Annotated in this window: 13 protein-coding genes; 12 read left to right on the top strand and 1 reads right to left on the bottom strand. The window is 56.0% G+C overall.

The window, feature by feature from the left end:
* Positions 1-18 precede the first annotated feature (18 nt).
* From tsaE to KO498_RS00885, 7 genes are all read left to right on the top strand, one after another.
* The gene (gene tsaE / locus KO498_RS00915; protein ID WP_215957993.1) at positions 19-492 is read left to right on the top strand and encodes a tRNA (adenosine(37)-N6)-threonylcarbamoyltransferase complex ATPase subunit type 1 TsaE; all 474 of its coding nucleotides are present in this window, start codon (positions 19-21) and stop codon (positions 490-492) included.
* Complete coding sequence (locus KO498_RS00910; RefSeq protein ID WP_215957992.1) at positions 489-1,487, top strand: aminoglycoside phosphotransferase family protein; 999 nt, start codon at positions 489-491, stop codon at positions 1,485-1,487. The genes tsaE and KO498_RS00910 overlap by 4 nt, the downstream gene beginning before the upstream one ends.
* Entirely contained in the window at positions 1,463-2,152 is a 690-nt protein-coding gene (locus KO498_RS00905; RefSeq protein WP_215957991.1) for a nucleotidyltransferase family protein, read from the top strand. The genes KO498_RS00910 and KO498_RS00905 overlap by 25 nt, the downstream gene beginning before the upstream one ends.
* Entirely contained in the window at positions 2,142-5,072 is a 2,931-nt protein-coding gene (gene addB, locus KO498_RS00900; RefSeq protein WP_215957990.1) for a double-strand break repair protein AddB, read from the top strand. The genes KO498_RS00905 and addB overlap by 11 nt, the downstream gene beginning before the upstream one ends.
* The gene (gene addA, locus KO498_RS00895; protein ID WP_215957989.1) at positions 5,069-8,443 is read left to right on the top strand and encodes a double-strand break repair helicase AddA; all 3,375 of its coding nucleotides are present in this window, start codon (positions 5,069-5,071) and stop codon (positions 8,441-8,443) included. The genes addB and addA overlap by 4 nt, the downstream gene beginning before the upstream one ends.
* Positions 8,444-8,484: 41 nt before the next feature.
* On the top strand, positions 8,485-8,805 hold the full coding sequence (gene trxA, locus KO498_RS00890; RefSeq protein WP_215957988.1) for a thioredoxin: 321 nt from the start codon (positions 8,485-8,487) through the stop codon (positions 8,803-8,805).
* A gap of 108 nt (positions 8,806-8,913) precedes the next feature.
* A complete protein-coding gene (locus tag KO498_RS00885; protein WP_215957987.1) occupies positions 8,914-9,627 on the top strand; it encodes a ZIP family metal transporter in 714 nt (237 codons plus the stop codon).
* Here the strand turns inward: KO498_RS00885 and KO498_RS00880 are convergent.
* The gene (locus KO498_RS00880) at positions 9,624-10,514 is read right to left on the bottom strand and encodes a hypothetical protein (RefSeq protein WP_215957986.1); all 891 of its coding nucleotides are present in this window, start codon (positions 10,512-10,514) and stop codon (positions 9,624-9,626) included. The two genes, KO498_RS00885 and KO498_RS00880, sit on opposite strands and share 4 nt — an antisense overlap.
* A gap of 94 nt (positions 10,515-10,608) precedes the next feature.
* Between KO498_RS00880 and hslV the strand changes: the two genes are divergently transcribed.
* From hslV to KO498_RS00855, 5 genes are all read left to right on the top strand, one after another.
* Positions 10,609-11,166: an ATP-dependent protease subunit HslV gene (gene hslV, locus KO498_RS00875; RefSeq protein WP_215957985.1), complete on the top strand. Its 558-nt coding sequence runs from the start codon at positions 10,609-10,611 to the stop codon at positions 11,164-11,166.
* A 5-nt stretch (positions 11,167-11,171) separates the two neighbouring features.
* The gene (hslU, locus tag KO498_RS00870; RefSeq protein ID WP_215957984.1) at positions 11,172-12,482 is read left to right on the top strand and encodes an ATP-dependent protease ATPase subunit HslU; all 1,311 of its coding nucleotides are present in this window, start codon (positions 11,172-11,174) and stop codon (positions 12,480-12,482) included.
* A 118-nt stretch (positions 12,483-12,600) separates the two neighbouring features.
* Complete coding sequence (locus KO498_RS00865; RefSeq protein ID WP_215957983.1) at positions 12,601-14,217, top strand: thiamine pyrophosphate-binding protein; 1,617 nt, start codon at positions 12,601-12,603, stop codon at positions 14,215-14,217.
* Positions 14,218-14,399: 182 nt separating this feature from the next.
* Positions 14,400-15,260: a hypothetical protein gene (locus KO498_RS00860; protein ID WP_215957982.1), complete on the top strand. Its 861-nt coding sequence runs from the start codon at positions 14,400-14,402 to the stop codon at positions 15,258-15,260.
* Between the two features lie 216 nt (positions 15,261-15,476).
* A complete protein-coding gene (locus KO498_RS00855) occupies positions 15,477-16,718 on the top strand; it encodes an MFS transporter (protein ID WP_215957981.1) in 1,242 nt (413 codons plus the stop codon).
* Positions 16,719-16,758: the final 40 nt, after the last annotated feature.

Genomic DNA, 16,758 nt, shown 5'->3' with positions numbered 1-16,758 from the left:
AGTAGGCATCTTTCAGGCATGCATCACTTCCTCGCCGAAATCACCCTTTCTAGCCCTGAAGATACGGCTCTTTTTGCGCGGCAACTGGCTGCAAAACTTGCTCCAGGCGACGTTGTTTTGCTCTCTGGTGGTATCGGTGCAGGCAAAACCCATTTCGCCCGCTCTGTCATTCAATCTCTCTTGCTGGTGCCCGAAGATGTGCCTTCGCCAACTTTCACTCTGGTTCAGACTTATGACACCATCAAAGGCGAGCTTTGGCATGCCGATCTTTACCGCCTGAACGATCCTTCCGAGCTCGTCGAGCTTGGTCTGACAGATGCGTTTGAAGATGCGGTTTGTCTTGTAGAATGGCCCGATAGATTAGGCTCTATTACACCTCAAAACGCAGTTCACCTTACCTTCAAACTCGGCGACGAAGATGACGCGCGACACCTCACTATCCAAGCGTCTTCTCCTCGTTGGGCATTTCTGAAAGACATTGCCACATCATGACAAACCGCGCTCAAAAGATCGAAGCATTTCTAGCGAAATCGGGTTGGTCCGAAGCCACCCGATCGCCTCTTGCCGGTGACGCCTCAAACCGTCGTTACGAGCGGCTTTCATTGCGCGGTCAGCCCGCTGTTCTGATGGATGCGCCGCCAGAGAAAGGCGAAGATGTCCGCCCTTTTGTGCAAGTCGCCGAGCACCTGACGCAGGTCGGCCTGTCTGCGCCAGACATCCTCGCCGTCGACGCCGAAAACGGCTTCTTGCTGCTTGAAGACCTCGGAGATGCGCTCTTTGCCCGCGTTATTCCTGATCAACTTGCGTTCGAAACACCGCTTTACGAAGCCGCAACCGATGTGCTCCTCGCGCTGCATAAAGCACCCGCCCTTGAGGGCTTGAAGCCCTATGACGCTGAAGTCATGTCCAACATGGCCGCGCTCGCGCACCGTTGGTATGCCGACACCAGCGCCGACAGTTTTTTGCCCGCATTTCGCGCCCTACTCGAAACCCACATCACCGATTTCTCGGTGCTCATCCAGCGCGACTATCACGCTGAAAACCTGCTTTGGTTGCCCGAACGCGTTGGCCCCGCTCGCGTCGGTCTGCTTGACTTTCAAGACGCAATGCTCGGTCATCCGGCCTATGATCTGGTGTCGCTTCTACAAGACGCCCGCCGCGATGTTCCTCCGCATATCGAAGTCACGATGCTCAACCGCTACATCAGCGCTTCAGGCCAGTCTGCTGAAGGCTTCAAAGCCGCTTATGCCTTGCTCGGTGCGCAGCGAAATCTGCGTATTCTGGGGGTGTTTGCGCGCCTCAGCCTGCATTTCAATAAGCCTCACTATGTTGACTTCATCCCAAGGGTTTGGGCCTATCTCATGCGCGATCTTGAGCACCCCGTGCTCGCTGATTTGCGTTACCAACTTCTCGCAGACCTGCCTGCTCCAAGCGAAACCCTTCTCAAGGAACTGAAAGAAAAATGCGGAACAGTCCCGACGCTCTGATGATCTTTGCCGCTGGTTTTGGCACCCGCATGGGTGCTTTGACCGCCGACAAGCCAAAGCCCATGATAGCGGTGGCTGGCAAGCCGTTGATCGACCACGCACTCGCGCTCACCGCGCCACTCGCCCTGCGGGAAATTGTCGTCAATTTGCATTATTTTCCGCATATCCTAGAGGATCATCTCGCATGGTCTGGTGTCACAACTCTGGTCGAGCTCCCCGAAGTTCTCGAAACAGGCGGCGGGTTGCGCAACGCTCTTCCCTTGCTTGGGTCAGATCCGGTTTTCACTCTCAACTCCGATGCTGTCTGGTCAGGCCCGAACCCCTTGCAAGCTCTCGGCAAAGCATGGGATCCTAGCAAAATGGATGCGCTCCTCATGTGTGTCCCGCCAAAATTTGCGCTCGGCCACAAGGGCAAAGGCGACTTTTTGCTAAGTGACAATGGGCAGGCTTCGCGAGGTGCTGGCCTCGTTTACTCCGGCGCCCAGATCATCAAAACCGAGCTGCTATACGACATCCCCGAGGCCGCCTTTTCCCTCAACAAACTATGGGATACTTTCCTTGATCGCGGCACGCTTTTTGGCCTGCCCTACGAAGGCCGCTGGTGTGACGTTGGCTCACCCGAAGGAATAACCCTCGCCGAAAGGATGCTCGCCGATGCTGTTTGATAGCCCGCATAGCGCCAATGTTTTTGGCATGCCGCTCGGTGTTGATTTTCCCCGCGCGCTGGTGTCCGGTTTGCTCAAAGCCTATGCCGGCCAACCCCCAGAAGCGCTCGCGCGTGTGCAGCTTGTTGTCAACACAGGCCGTATGCGCCGCCGTATTGGCGAGCTGTTTGACCAAAGCCCAGCGCTTCTTTTGCCGCGCATTTCGCTGATCTCCGAAAGTGAAACTTTCTCCGTCGCGAACACTTTTGCGCCTGCCATTCCAGCCATGCAGCGTGAACTTGAGGTCGCACCGCTCATTCACGCGCTGATCGACGGTGACTCAACAATTGCCCCGCGCTCGGCAGTCTATGATCTGGCTTCAAGCCTCGTGGGGTTGATTTCCGAGATGCATGAAGAAGGGGTGTCTCCTGCCGAGATTTCCAAGCTCGATGTCTCGGATCAATCTGGTCACTGGGCCCGTGCACAAGACTTTTTCAACATCGCCAACCGCTTCTTCGACGCCACCTCAGATGATCTCGATACCGCCGCCCGTCAGCGTCTGATCGTCGAGAAAGTTCTTGAAAGCTGGGAACAAAAAGCGCCAGATCATCCGATCATTATTGCTGGCTCGACTGGCTCTCGTGGCCTCACGCAACTGCTCATGCAGGCCGTCGCCCAACTACCGCAAGGCGCGGTTGTTTTGCCGGGCTACGACTATGATTTTGCTCAGGGGTCGTGGTCTGATCTCAGCGAAGGCGAGCTTTCGGAAGATCATCCGCAATATCGCTTTGATGCCTATCTGAAAGCCCTCGGCCTTGGCCCCCGTGATGTGCGTCCTTGGCCCGATACAAGCCCGACGCCCGACGCCCGCACCAAGCTTCTGTCACTCGCCCTGCGCCCTGCGCCTGTTACCGATCAATGGATCACCGATGGGCCAAAGCTCGCCCCGGTTGTTGACGATGCGACCAACCAGCTTACCCTGCTTGAAGCCAACTCCCAGCGTGAGGAAGCAGTCAGCATCGCATTGCGCCTGCGTGCCGCCGCCGAAACGGGCACACGCGCCGCGTTGATCACCCCCGACAGAACCCTGTCACGTCAAGTTAGTGCCGCTCTGGGCCGCTGGGGTATTATCCCCGATGATAGTGCAGGAGAGCCGTTGCACCTTTCGCCACTGGGCCGCCTCATGCGCCACACGCTTGAACTGATGCAACAGCCCGTAAGTGCCGAGCTACTCATCACCCTGCTCAAACATCCGCTTTGTCACATGGGTGAAGCGCGCGGCCAACACTTGCTCAACACCGGCGCCCTTGAGCTGTTTATTCGGCGGCGTGGTATTCCTCATCCAGACGCTGGTTCGCTCTTGGCATTCTCCGAAAAGGCAAAGGATGAAAGCGTGGCAAGTTGGGCCGGCTGGGTGTCAGCAGTGTTCATGAACACCACGCTGTCCGGCTCGCTCCCAATCGCCGATCTGGTTTCAAAGCACATCACTCTGACTGAAGCGATCGGCGTTGACACCAGCCTTTTATGGTCACGTCCTGACGGAGTTGAAGCCCAAAAGTTGCTCGAAAATCTAAACAACTGCGCGCCGTCCGAGAGCGAAATGACTGTGCAGGATTATGCCAACCTGACTGACAGGCTGATGTCCTCAACCGAAGTCCGCCGCTCTGTTACACCGCATTCAAACATACTCATTTGGGGCACACTTGAAGCACGGGTTCAGGGCGTCGATCTGCTCATTCTGGCGGGCTTGAACGAAGGCAGTTGGCCCGAAGCATTGCCCGCCGATCCCTGGCTCAACCGCGCGATGCGCCTGAAGGCCGGCTTGCTTTTGCCAGAGCGCAAAATCGGCCTGTCCGCGCATGATTTTCAGCAAGCGGCCTCGGCACCCGAGGTATGGCTCAGCCGCTCGCAAAAATCCGATGACGCCGAAACCGTGCCCTCCCGATGGGTGATCCGTCTGACAAACTTGCTTGAGGGTATGCCCGACGACACCGGAACAATCGCCCTTAAAAGAATGCGCGCCCGTGGGCAAAGCTGGCTTTCGCGCGCCCGGCTTATCGACGCGCCCGAAGGCCCACAAACCCCCGCTGTGCGCCCCGCTCCTTGTCCGCCTGTCGCCGCTCGTCCGCGTCAACTTTCGATCACCGAAATTCAAAAACTCACGCGCGATCCCTACGCGGTTTACGCCAAGCATGTTCTGAAATTACGCCCGCTCGGCCCCCTGCAAAAACTACCCGATGCCTTGCTACGAGGGATCGTTTTGCACGGTGTTATGGAGCGCTTCGTTGCCGAAGTAGAAACCGCGCCCGAAACGCGAAACCGCGAAACCTTGCTTGCCCTCGCCGAAGACATCGCAGCCGCCGAAGTGCCGTGGCCCGCCGCTCGGTTGATGTGGCTTTCGCGGTTTGAAAGCATCGTTGATGCCTTTCTAGCCGAAGAGCAAACCCGTGTTCAAAACGTTGCGCACAGCGCCCTTGAGCGCGAGGCGAAGTTTGAGCTCGGCATGCCGGTGTTCACACTGACAGGCAAAGCCGACAGGCTCGACTTTCTATCCGACGATACGCTCGCGATCTATGATTACAAAACTGGCATACCTCCGACAAAGGCAGTACGCGATAAGTTTGATCAGCAGTTGCCGCTCACAGCAATGCTCGCCGAAAACGGTGCTTTCAGTGGCATGCCCCCTATGGCGGTTTCGCAAGCGGCCTATATCGGTCTTGGCTCTGGCGCCGGGCAAGCACCTTTGGAGTCCGAAGAGTTTGAATCCGACCAAACTCTCGCACGCCTACGCGAACTCATCGCTGCCTACCTTGCGCCTGATAAGGGCTTTCCGTCTCGTCGCGCTGTCGAAGGAGTGAGCTTTGAGGGCGACTATGATCACCTCGCGCGATACGGCGAATGGTCTGGAACAGATGCCCCTGTGAAGGAGGTTCTAACATGAAAAAACTCCCACACGAAGCCAGCGTTGCCCAAATCGTCGCCGCCGATCCATCACTTTCGACATGGCTTTCAGCGAACGCCGGATCAGGCAAAACCCGCGTGCTCACCGATCGTGTTGCTCGGCTTTTGCTCAAGGGAGTAAGCCCGCAAAACGTGCTTTGTCTCACCTACACGAAAGCGGCCGCATCCGAGATGCAGAACAGGCTGTTCAAGCGCCTCGGAAGTTGGGCGATGCGGCCGAATGAGACTCTTCGTAAAGAGCTTGAAGAGCTGGGTGAAGTGGCCGCCGATGCTGAGACGCTGGCAAATGCCCGCCGACTGTTCGCACGCGCAATCGAGACACCGGGCGGATTGCGCATCCAGACGATTCACTCGTTTTGCGCCGCTCTCCTGCGGCGCTTTCCGCTCGAAGCCGGCGTCTCTCCCCAGTTTGCCGAGCTCGACGACAGAACCGCTGCACAGCTGCGTGAACAGGTGCTCGACACAATGGCCGCCAGCGCCACCGACGCCTCTTTGGTGCGTGGCATGGCACAGGTTTTGGGCGGTAGCGAGCCAGAGAAGCTCACCCAGCAAATAGTCTCTAACAAGGCTAAGTTTGAGAAACCTATGACTTTGGCTATGGCAAACGAGTTGTTTCAGTTGCCAGCACAGGCCGACGAAAACTATGCTGCAAGCATCGCGCTTGACGGCAGTGAAGAGAGTCTCGTTGAGGCATGCCTTTCGATCCGTGGCCAGACAACATCAATGTATCAAAAGTTTATTGATGCGCTCCAAAGCGCCGTAGCTTTGCCCGACAGCAAACAAACGCTCGAGGCTCTTTACAAGATTTGTCTCTACAGCAACTCGAATCATGACTCGAAGTCCAGCAACTTTCCGCAATCCAGACATACGGCTGCGGTTAAGGTTTTTGAGCCCGTAATCGAAGAGCTGCATGCTCTAATGGATCGGGTGCATGACGCAAAGCACGTGCAATTGGCTCTCGTTTCTGTGCAAAAGACGTTGGCGTTACACAAGTTTGCGCGGCAGTTCCTCTGGCATTACGAAACACTCAAAGCTCAGCGCGGGTGGCTCGATTTTGATGACCTAATTCACAAAACGAAAGAGTTGCTAACCGATTCCAATGTCGCGCAATGGGTGCTTTACAGGCTTGATGGCGGGATCGATCATATTTTGGTCGATGAAGCGCAGGACACCTCACCCGAACAATGGTCAGTGATCGAGGAGCTTGCACGCGAGATCACCTCGGGCGACGGCGCTCGTGAAGCCGATGAGCGAACAATTTTTGTGGTCGGTGACAAAAAACAATCTATCTACTCTTTTCAGGGTGCCGACAGCCGTGAGTTTGACAGAATGCGCGAAGAGTTTTCCAAGAAACTTGCCCACCGCTCCAAGCCGCTTAACGAGCGCTCGCTTGCATACAGTTTCCGCTCGTCGCCAGCCATCCTGTCGTTGGTTGATCAGGTGTTTGCAGATCGTCCGGAGTTTGGCGTTGCTGACAACGAGCGCCACATTGCCTTTCATCATGACATGCCCGGTCGGGTCGATATCTGGCCGGTGGTCGAAAAGACGGCCAAGGATGATGGCACCCCGTGGTATAACCCTGTTGATCTTCTAAGCCCTGCTGATCCAGTCTCTATTCTTGCGGAAAACATCGCCTTGAATATCCGCACGATGATTGATGACAAACAGCTCATTCCGACAGAGAAGGCCAAGGACGGCACTTGGCAAGGCAGGCCTGTGCATGAAGGTGACTTCCTCATTCTGATGCAACGACGCTCTCCGCTGTTTCATGAAATCATCCGCGCATGTAAGGCCAAAGGGCTTGATGTGGCTGGAGCCGACAGGCTGAAAGTCGGTGAAGAAATCGCCGTGAAAGATATCACAGCATTGTTGTCATTTCTCGCTACGGAAAGTGATGATCTTTCTCTCGCAGCCGCGCTGCGCTCGCCGATTTTTGGCTGGAGCGAACAACAGTTGTTCACGCTTGCGCACGGACGTAAAGGCGGGCTTTGGGAGGCTTTGCGCAAGGCCTCTGACAAACACCCCCAAACGTTCGAAATTCTGAAAGATCTTCGTGATCAGGCCGATTTCGCGCGTCCTTATGAGTTGATCGAACGCATGCTTACCCGTCACGGCGCGCGGCAAAGGTTCCTCAAACGCCTTGGCCATGAAGCAGAAGACGCCATCGACGCCTTCCTCTCACAAGCCCTGTCATTCGAGCGCTTTTCAGTGCCGTCTCTCACAGGCTTTCTCAGCTGGCTTGCCTCCGACGATCCGGAAGTTAAACGGCAGATGGAATCAGGCGGCAAACGCATCAGGGTGATGACGGTGCACGGCTCCAAAGGGCTAGAGTCACCCATCGTGATCATGCCAGACACCGCCGATCGCAAGACCGAAGTCAGCGATCATGTCCTCGCCTCAAACGAAACCGCGCTCTGGAAGCAGCCGAAAACCGAGCGGCCCGAGATTTTGCGAGAGGTTGTGAAACAAAAGGAGGCCGCCTTGGTCGCCGAGCGCGAAAGGCTTCTGTATGTCTCGATGACCCGTGCAGAAAAGTGGCTCATAGTAGCCGCTGCCGGTGCAGTAGACAAAGAGGACAGCTGGATGAACAGAGTGCTGTTGGCGGCCGAGCAATTGCCCTTTGACAGCACTACGAACGCCGCGTTCAAACGGTATGAGGTCGGAGATTGGGGCGCCATTGAAACTGTCTCTAATCAGGCTAAAAGCATTGAAAATGCGGCACTGGAAGGCTACTTTCAGCTGCCCGCACCGCAGGGGCTCGAAGGCCCCAAACCGCTGTCTCCCTCCGATCTTGGCGGTGCAAAGGCCCTCGCCGGAGAAACCGGACAAGATGAAGAAACAGCGTTGCGCTACGGAACCGAAGTTCACCTCCTGCTTGAGGTCTTGCCAGGCTTTCCAGCTGCGCAATGGGAACAAGTCGCCGGAAGTATTTTGGGAGAGAGCTACGCTCAGCAGTTGACGGAGGCCAGGTTAACACTTGAGGCACCACACCTCGCCCATCTCTTCGCCAATGGAACGCTCGGAGAAGTGCCGCTCAGCGCGCCTAGCAAGACATTGGGCGCCCGTATGCACGGCATCATTGACAGGCTGGTCATCAGCGACAACGCAGTCCTTATTGTAGACTACAAAACCAACCGCTCCCTTCCCGCCAATGCCACCGACACGCCGCAAGGCCTCCTGCGGCAAATGGGGGCATACGCTGAGGCAACCGCCCAGATATGGCCAAACAAGACGATCAGCACCGCTATCTTGTGGACCAAGACAGCCGAGTTGATGCCTCTTGATCATGATCTTGTGATCAAAGCCCTCAGAGACACACCACATCTTGACGTTAGGCGCGCGGCTTCATAGGTTCTGATCAAGCAACCGAAACCCCCTTTAGGAGAAGCCTCATGGCAACCGTAGCAGTCACAGACGACTCATTTGAAGCCGAAGTTAAAAACTCAGACATCCCCGTCGTGGTTGATTTCTGGGCAGAATGGTGTGGGCCTTGCAAGCAAATCGGCCCATCACTTGAAGAGCTTTCAGCCGAGATGGACGGTAAAGTGAAGATCGTCAAAATCGACGTTGACTCAAACCCCAACTCAGCCGCCGCGATGGGCGTTCGTGGCATCCCTGCCCTGTTCGTTTTCAAAGACGGTCAGCCAGTTTCAAACCTCTCAGGCGCGCGTCCTAAAGCCGCTCTGCAAAGCTGGATCGAAGACGCGCTTTAAACCGTTCGTCATATCAAAACACAAACCCCGTCTTGGCCCTCAAAAGTCAGGCGGGTTTTTTTGTTGCCCGCCTAGTGCAGTGCCCCCCGACATGCGGTAACATTCCCCATGGATCATCTCCTTTCAGCTGTTCTCCTTGCCACGTTTGCTGGCGTCACGATTCCCCTCGGAGCCGCTCTGGCAACGAAGGCAAGCTTTCAGTCGCACTGGCTTGATCAGGAATTTCGGCACAGCGTTGTTGCCTTCGGTGGCGGCGCCCTGTTTGCCGCGGTAGCCCTCGTTCTGGTGCCGGAAGGGGCTGAAAGGCTCTCGGCTGGTTGGGCGGCTTTGGCCTTCACATCAGGCGGCCTCGCATTCTTCTTGCTTGATAGGATGATCGCAAAGAGCGGCGGAGGATCAGCTCAGCTTTTTGCGATGATGCTCGACTATGTGCCAGAGGCGATAGCCCTTGGGGCATCGCTTGCGGTTGGTGGCTCGGCTGGCTATTTGCTGGCGCTTTTGATCGCACTGCAAAACCTTCCCGAAGGCTTCAATGCCTATCGCGAGATGATCGCGAAGGGCACGCATAAGCCACGTAACTTGCTACTTGCGTTTTCATGCTTGCCCCTCGTTGGTGCGGTGTCGGCTTGGCTCGGGCACGAATATGCAGCCGGACAGCCCGAACTGCTCGGAGCTCTTATGCTGTTCGCGGCTAGCGGTATCATCTACCTGCTATTTGAAGATATCGCTCCGCAAGTCAGGCTCGAGCGGCAGTGGGCCCCGCCCCTCGGTGCGGTCGCTGGCTTTCAGCTTGGGCTGCTGGGCGACATGCTGATCAGCTAAAACCAGCCCTGCTTGCGGAACCTATCGGCAATCTGCGCTTCGGCTTCCGGCCGTCCGGCGTTGATCATCTGTTCTTGCCAGAACCACCAAATGTAGCGCTCGAATTCCGGCGTCATATCTGGTGCTTGGCGCAAAGCTTCCTCAGCTCCAAGCTCATGCACATTGGCCGCGATATGGTGAAAGTCGATCTTGCCAAACAGCACCGCGGGTTTGTGAAAGAAATATCCAAAGAACGCCGCTGACGAATTTTGTGTCACGACATAATCACATTTGGGTAGGTAGGTTTCCATCTCACCCATCGCGATTTGCACTCGCTCATGCGCTTTCTCGATCGCTTCAAGCGCAGCCAGGTCACTGTTAGAATAGCTTTCTTTCGGGTGCAGCCCGATCACAATTTTGCGCTCGCTGTCGTGCTTCAAAACGGCTTCGATCATCGCAAGCGGGCTCGCCGCCTGAAACGAACGCTGCTCAGAGATGTGCCCTTGAAGCGGGATGTAAACAAAGCCCTCACGGCTTGTCACAGCATCAGGAAACATCTTGTTGCGTTTGTTCCTGACAAAGCGTTGCGCCTTGGTTATCTTTACGATCTCAGGGTTAAACCGCGTCTTGGCAACGTCAAACTCCCAGCGCTTGTCGCTCGCCTCAATCGCCCAAAACGGGTAGGCATAAGCACGTCGCATCACGAGCGTGTGCGCATTCATCGGCGCTTTCATGTGAACCAAGGCATGGCCTTCAAACGGCTCATCGCGCGTGGCCTCGTCAGCGTATGACACCGCATATCCGCCGCCGCGCAGCACCGCCTCAACCTTACCAACAAAGTTGTGCTCACCCGCCGCAGCGCTGGTTTTCATTTCAGGCTCAAGAAAGATCGTAACATGTTTATCCATGCCGCCTGCTACGCCTGAAACACCCAGCAAACAAGCCAAACCTTGCGCCCCCGCCCCCAAGCCGCCATATATCTTTTCAAGACAGGAGGCCCGCATGGCAGATACAGATTTCCCCGGTTGGCACGGCACGACCATCGTCGGCGTCAGAAAAGGCGGCGAGGTTGTGATAGCAGGCGACGGGCAAGTTTCGCTCGGCCAAACCGTGATCAAAGGCACTGCCCGCAAAGTGCGGCGCATATCTCCGGGTGGGCACGACTGTTTGGTTGGTTTTGCGGGCTCGACGGCTGATGCCTTCACGCTACTTGAGCGGCTTGAGGCCAAGCTTGAAGCCACACCCGGCCAACTCATGCGCGCCTGTGTCGAGCTGGCAAAAGACTGGCGCACCGACAAGTATTTGCAAAAACTTGAAGCAATGCTGATCGTCACCGACGGCAAAGATCTCTTCGTGATCACCGGCGCTGGCGATGTGCTTGAGCCGGAACATGACGTCACCGCTATCGGCTCTGGCGGCAACTTCGCCCTCGCGGCCGCGCGTGCACTTATGGACACCGACATGAGCGCCGAAGACATCGCCCGTAAGTCGATGGCCATCGCCTCTGACATCTGCGTTTACACCAACGGCAAACTCACCGTTGAAACGATCAAGGGATAACCAGCATGACCGACCTAACACCCCGCGAAATCGTTTCTGAGCTTGATCGCTTTATCATCGGCCAGTCCGGTGCAAAGCGCGCTGTTGCTGTTGCTCTTCGTAACCGCTGGCGTCGTAAGCAACTGTCTGACGACCTGCGCGATGAAGTCTACCCCAAGAACATCCTGATGATCGGCCCGACTGGTGTCGGCAAAACCGAAATTTCCCGCCGCCTCGCCAAGCTCGCGCGCGCGCCTTTCCTCAAGGTGGAAGCGACAAAGTTCACCGAGGTTGGCTATGTTGGTCGTGATGTTGAGCAGATCATCCGTGACCTTGTTGATGCCGCGATCATCCAAACCCGCGAGCTGATGCGCGAAGACGTGAAAGCCCGCGCCTTTGAGGCCGCACAAGAGCGTGTTATCACCGCCATCGCCGGTGAAGATGCCCGCGATGGCACCCGCGAGATGTTCCGCAAAAAGCTCAAAACCGGCGAGCTTGACGACACCGTAATTGAGCTCGACATCGCCGACACTTCAAACCCGATGGGCGGCATGTTCGACATCCCCGGCCAGCCCGGAAGCCAACCGGGTATGATGAACCTCGGCGAAATGTTCGGCAAAGCCATGGGCGGGCGCACCACGCGCAAAAAGCTCACCGTTGCCGAAAGCTACGATGTGCTTATTTCCGATGAGGCCGACAAGCTGCTCGATGATGAAACCGTCACCAAAGCTGCACTAGAGAATGTTGAACAAAATGGCATCGTCTTCTTGGACGAGATCGACAAAGTTTGCGCCCGCAAAAGCGCCCAAGGCGCCGATGTTTCCCGCGAAGGTGTGCAGCGCGACTTGCTGCCGCTGATTGAGGGCACAACCGTCAGCACCAAGCATGGCGCGGTGAAAACCGACCACATCCTGTTCATCGCCTCCGGTGCTTTCCACATCGCCAAGCCGTCTGATTTGCTCCCCGAGCTGCAAGGCCGCTTGCCGATCCGCGTTGAACTGCGTGCGCTCACAGAAGATGACTTTGTGCGCATCCTCACCGAAACCGACAACGCTCTGACGCTGCAATACACCGCTCTGATGGCCACCGAAGAAGTCACCGTTAACTTCGAGCCGGAAGGCATCAAGGCCCTCGCCAAGATCGCCGCCGAGGTAAACTCGACTGTTGAAAATATCGGTGCGCGGAGGCTCTACACCGTGCTTGAGCGTGTGTTCGAAGAGCTATCGTTCACCGCCCCCGACCGTGCTGGAGAGAGCGTCACAGTCAATGCCGCCTTTGTTGAGGAGCATCTCGGCGAGCTGATGAAATCGGCTGATCTGTCAGGATACGTGCTTTAAGCGCATCGTTTTCACCCGATTAGTAAATTTGTCGCATATTTTTTTCTATTTGCATGAAGTATGCGCAAAACACGCACGTAAAGTGCGATAGGTTTCCTGCAACCACAGGAGCAAACCCATGAGCACAACCGTCTACCAAAACATCGCCCGCGCTGTCAGCGATCACGGCGTCACAACAATGTTCGGCCTCATGGGCGACGCAAACCTCTTTATGGTCGACAGTTTCGTTCGCGAACAAAAAGGCGCGTTCGTTCCCGCCGCACATGAAGGTAGCTCGGTGCTCATGGCTCTGGCCTACACACATGTCGCTGGTAAAGTCGGTGTCGCAACTGTCACCCACGGCCCCGGCCTGACAAACTGCATGACAGCCCTAACAGAAGGAGCGCGCGGGCATATCCCGATGGTTCTGCTTGCCGGCGACACCCCCTCGGCAAACCCTCGGCACTTGCAAAGCATCGACCAACGCGAAGTGATCAAAGCAACAGGTGCCGGCTTTGAACAAATGCGCACGCCTGAAACCGTAACGATGGATGTGGCCCGCGCCTTCTACCGCGCACAAGTCGAACGGCGGCCAATCGTGCTCAACATGCCAGCCGACTACATGTGGCAAGAGGCCAGCTACACTGCGCAAAAGCTCGATGTTTTCACTGCTCCCGGCGGCGTTGCCGAGGGTGACATTCTTGATCAAGCCATCGGGATGATCGCCTCTGCGCGCCGCCCCCTGATCCTCGCCGGTGCGGGTGCTATCAGCGCACGAGAACAGCTGATCAAACTCGCTGACCGCCTTGAAGCCCCCCTCGCGACAACGCTCAAAGCCAAGGGCCTGTTCAACGATCACCCCTATAACATCGCGATTTTTGGCACGCTCTCAACGCCCGCCGCCTATGATCTGATCGCGCAATCCGACTGCATCATCTGCTTCGGAACCAGTCTGCATGCCTTTACCACCGATCAAGGCAAGCTGATGAAAGACAAGCGCATCGTGCAAATCGACGTTGAGCCAACAGCTATCGGCGGCAGTTTGCACCCCGACGCTGCCTTGGTGGCAGACGCTGCCCTTACCGCCGAAACGATCCTCTATTGGCTTGATGAGGCCGAGATCACCCCAAGTGGTTTCACCCGCGAGCTTGATGTCAAAACTCTCACAGATCACCCGATCGCCGCCGACAAAACCGCAGCGGGTTGCATCAACTACATTCACGCCTTGCAGCGCCTTGAAGACGCCCTGCCAAAAGACCGCCTGCTTGTGACAGACGGCGGCCGCTTCATGACAGAGTCCTGGGTGCGCATCTCGGTCAATGATCCGGCCAGTTTCGTAGCAACAACAAACTTCGGCTCAATCGGCATCGGCTTGCAGGAAGCCATCGGCGCCGGTGTCGCAGCGCCCGAGCGCCCTGTCGTTTTGTTCACGGGTGATGGCGGGTTTATGATGGGGGGCATCAACGAGTTTAACACCGCCGTGCGCCTCGGCCTCGACTTAATCGTAATCGTCGCCAACGACTCAGCCTACGGCGCCGAACACATTCAGTTCCTTGATCGCAAAATGGATCCGGGCCTGTCGGAGTTTCACTGGCCCTCCTTTGCCGACACCGCAACCTCACTTGGCGGTCAGGGCTTTGAAGTCACCTCAAACGAAGAGCTTGAAGCCGCGCTCACAGCACTTGAGACCCGCAGCAAACCGATCCTCATAGAGCTCCGCCTCGACCCCCTCGATGTCCCCCGCATGCGCATCTAAATCAGCGCCCGCACTTTTTCTTGTTCCAAATATCCCCGCCGGAGGCTCCCCAGCTCTCGGACAAAACCGGCATCACATTTCTAAGCAATGCTCAGGTATCTATTATCACCTCTTGACGCCAACACGACCCATCAGTCACGTTTCAAGGAAAAACCGAAACAACCGCTGGGTAGACCACCGCCATGCCACATAACACAACACGCCTCGCTCTGCTTTTTTGCTGCCTTCCCACACTTGCGTTTGCTCAAGAGGCACACTGGACATTGGGTGACCCGCAAACCCAGTATGGCAAGACTTATCATTATAGTTCACCCACCCTGAAACCGGGCGAAGAGCTAACTATCACCGCCTCATTTACAAAAGAGATCAGCGAGGCGCTTAGAGAGATAAAGCGTGATCCAAGACTGGGTAACTATAGAACCCTCAATAAACTTATGAATGAACACGGGTATGTTCGTGGCCTTTCGCCAAATGTAACTCGCAATAGCCGTGAATGCGCGTTGCGTATCTTGGCCAAAAAGGCTCAAAAGAGCTTTTCCGGTAAAGCAGACGAAGAGACTTTTTTCGCCCGATGCTACACCGAGAAGCTGTATGAAAGCGGTATCGATCCTGATCGTATTCATGTCTCCTATGCTTTTGAAGCTCCCGACAATGTCGTTACCAGTTGGCCAATTCTCTACGACCCAAAACAAAGGACTCTTAAAGACCTCAGTTCATTCAAAGACTCCCGAGTTAAGCTCAATGATTTTGTCGGTGGCAAACTTGAGTGTTACAATAGTTCTGCCGGTCTGAGCGCCAAAGTTAAGCTGGCCTATGATGAGGGCACATCATGGAAAGACCCTAGTTACGTTCCTTGCATCGACAGCGACATCAAAACAGTCAGAGCTAACATCTCTATCTCACGTTCGCTCTTGGCCGCTTATCGCGCCGAGAAAAATATTCGAGACGTGGCTATCGGACAGGTCTTCATTCTGGACTCAGGTAAAAGCAAAATCCGCTATGCTTATCTCTCAGAAGTGTTTGATGTTTTCGGACTTCGGTAACCCTTTGCCTCCCTCACCGCGTGCGGTGCATTAACCATATTTCGCAGGCCACGCGGCTCCAGAACCGTCTGCATCCATTATGCACTGTGGTATGCACTATTTGCTGCACGGGTTGTGCAGCGCGCTTTCTCGCAACAAACACCCGTTAACCCCACCGCACGGTGCTCTGCCAAATTAGCCCTTTCCTTTTCGGTGCTGCTGCCCGAAACCTGATGCATGAGCACAATCGCATTCCTCAAAAGTAACCTTCGCTGGCTCCTTGCTGGCGCGTTGCTCACCTTCATGTCGAGCTTCGGTCAGACGTTTTTCATCTCGGTTTTCGCCGGAGAAATCCGTGCAGAGTTTGGCCTGTCACATGGTGAATGGGGCGGTATTTATGCCCTCGGAACCCTCGCTTCCGCCTTGGTCATGGTCTGGGCTGGCGGGCTTACTGATCACTACCGCGTTCGCACCCTCGGCCCTGTCATTTTGGTGCTTCTTGCAAGCGCTTGCATCTTCATGGCCAGCCTCTCGGCGCTATGGCTTTTGCCTGTTGTCATTTTCTCTCTGCGTATCACCGGGCAAGGCATGACAAACCACATCGCGGTGGTTGCGATGGCCCGCTGGTTCACTGCCACACGCGGCCGCGCGCTCTCTATCGCCTCACTCGGGGTAAGTGTCGGACAAGCCCTTTTACCCCTACTGTTTGTGTTCTTGCTTACGGTCTATGACTGGCGCATTCTTTGGGTTGTTTCGGCGCTTGCTGTCTTGGCTGGCATCCCTATTTTAACAGGGCTATTGCGGCAAGAGCGCACGCCGCAATCTATCGCACATTCTTCGCAATCTCTGGGCATGAACGCTCGCCAATGGACACGAAACCAAGCCGTGAAGCACCGGTTGTTCTGGTGCATGGTTCCGACGCTTCTCGGCCCCGCCGCGTGGGGCACTGCGCTGATGTTTCATCAAGTGCATTACTCCGAGATCAAAGGCATCGCGCATGTCACATTCGTGGCGATGTTCCCTGTCTATACCGCCGCCACGATCATCTCGATGTTGCTCACGGGATGGGCGCTTGACCGTATCGGAACCGCACGGCTGATCCCATTTATGCACCTCCCTGCTGTGCTCGCTTTCGTCGTCTTCGCGCTTGCCGGCGGCCCTTGGGGCTTGCTGCTTGGGTTCGTGCTTTTCGGCATGTCGTCGGGCGCACATTCCACTCTGCCCAGCGCCTTCTGGGCCGAGTTCTACGGCACCGCACACATCGGTTCGATCAAAGCGCTTGCCGCGGCGATCATGGTGCTCGGTTCAGCTATTGGCCCAGGCATCACCGGATGGGGCATCGATGCTGGTATCGGGCTGGAGACGCAATATTTAGCCGTAGCCCTCTATTTTATTGGCTCAAGCCTGCTTATGTGGATAGGAGTGCGACGAGCAGCTGTCGACTTGCCTGAACTTGTCAAAACCGCTCACGACCACTAGAACAAAACAGGCGGGAAAGCCCGTTTGAACAGTGAAAGAG

The organism is Lentibacter algarum (assembly GCF_018860975.1).
GTDB classification, from domain to species: Bacteria; Pseudomonadota; Alphaproteobacteria; order Rhodobacterales; family Rhodobacteraceae; genus Lentibacter; species Lentibacter algarum_A.
This window is presented reverse-complemented; position numbering and strand designations above follow the sequence as displayed.

Coding starts and splice junctions, on each gene's coding strand:
- hslU (WP_215957984.1), top strand. CDS start 11,172: ATGACCGACCTAACACCCCGCGAAATCGTTTCTGAGCTTGATCGCTTT.
- KO498_RS00865 (WP_215957983.1), top strand. CDS start 12,601: ATGAGCACAACCGTCTACCAAAACATCGCCCGCGCTGTCAGCGATCAC.
- addB (WP_215957990.1), top strand. CDS start 2,142: ATGCTGTTTGATAGCCCGCATAGCGCCAATGTTTTTGGCATGCCGCTC.
- tsaE (WP_215957993.1), top strand. CDS start 19: ATGCATCACTTCCTCGCCGAAATCACCCTTTCTAGCCCTGAAGATACG.
- KO498_RS00905 (WP_215957991.1), top strand. CDS start 1,463: ATGCGGAACAGTCCCGACGCTCTGATGATCTTTGCCGCTGGTTTTGGC.
- KO498_RS00885 (WP_215957987.1), top strand. CDS start 8,914: ATGGATCATCTCCTTTCAGCTGTTCTCCTTGCCACGTTTGCTGGCGTC.
- KO498_RS00860 (WP_215957982.1), top strand. CDS start 14,400: ATGCCACATAACACAACACGCCTCGCTCTGCTTTTTTGCTGCCTTCCC.
- addA (WP_215957989.1), top strand. CDS start 5,069: ATGAAAAAACTCCCACACGAAGCCAGCGTTGCCCAAATCGTCGCCGCC.
- KO498_RS00910 (WP_215957992.1), top strand. CDS start 489: ATGACAAACCGCGCTCAAAAGATCGAAGCATTTCTAGCGAAATCGGGT.
- KO498_RS00855 (WP_215957981.1), top strand. CDS start 15,477: ATGAGCACAATCGCATTCCTCAAAAGTAACCTTCGCTGGCTCCTTGCT.
- KO498_RS00880 (WP_215957986.1), bottom strand. CDS start 10,514: ATGGATAAACATGTTACGATCTTTCTTGAGCCTGAAATGAAAACCAGC.
- hslV (WP_215957985.1), top strand. CDS start 10,609: ATGGCAGATACAGATTTCCCCGGTTGGCACGGCACGACCATCGTCGGC.
- trxA (WP_215957988.1), top strand. CDS start 8,485: ATGGCAACCGTAGCAGTCACAGACGACTCATTTGAAGCCGAAGTTAAA.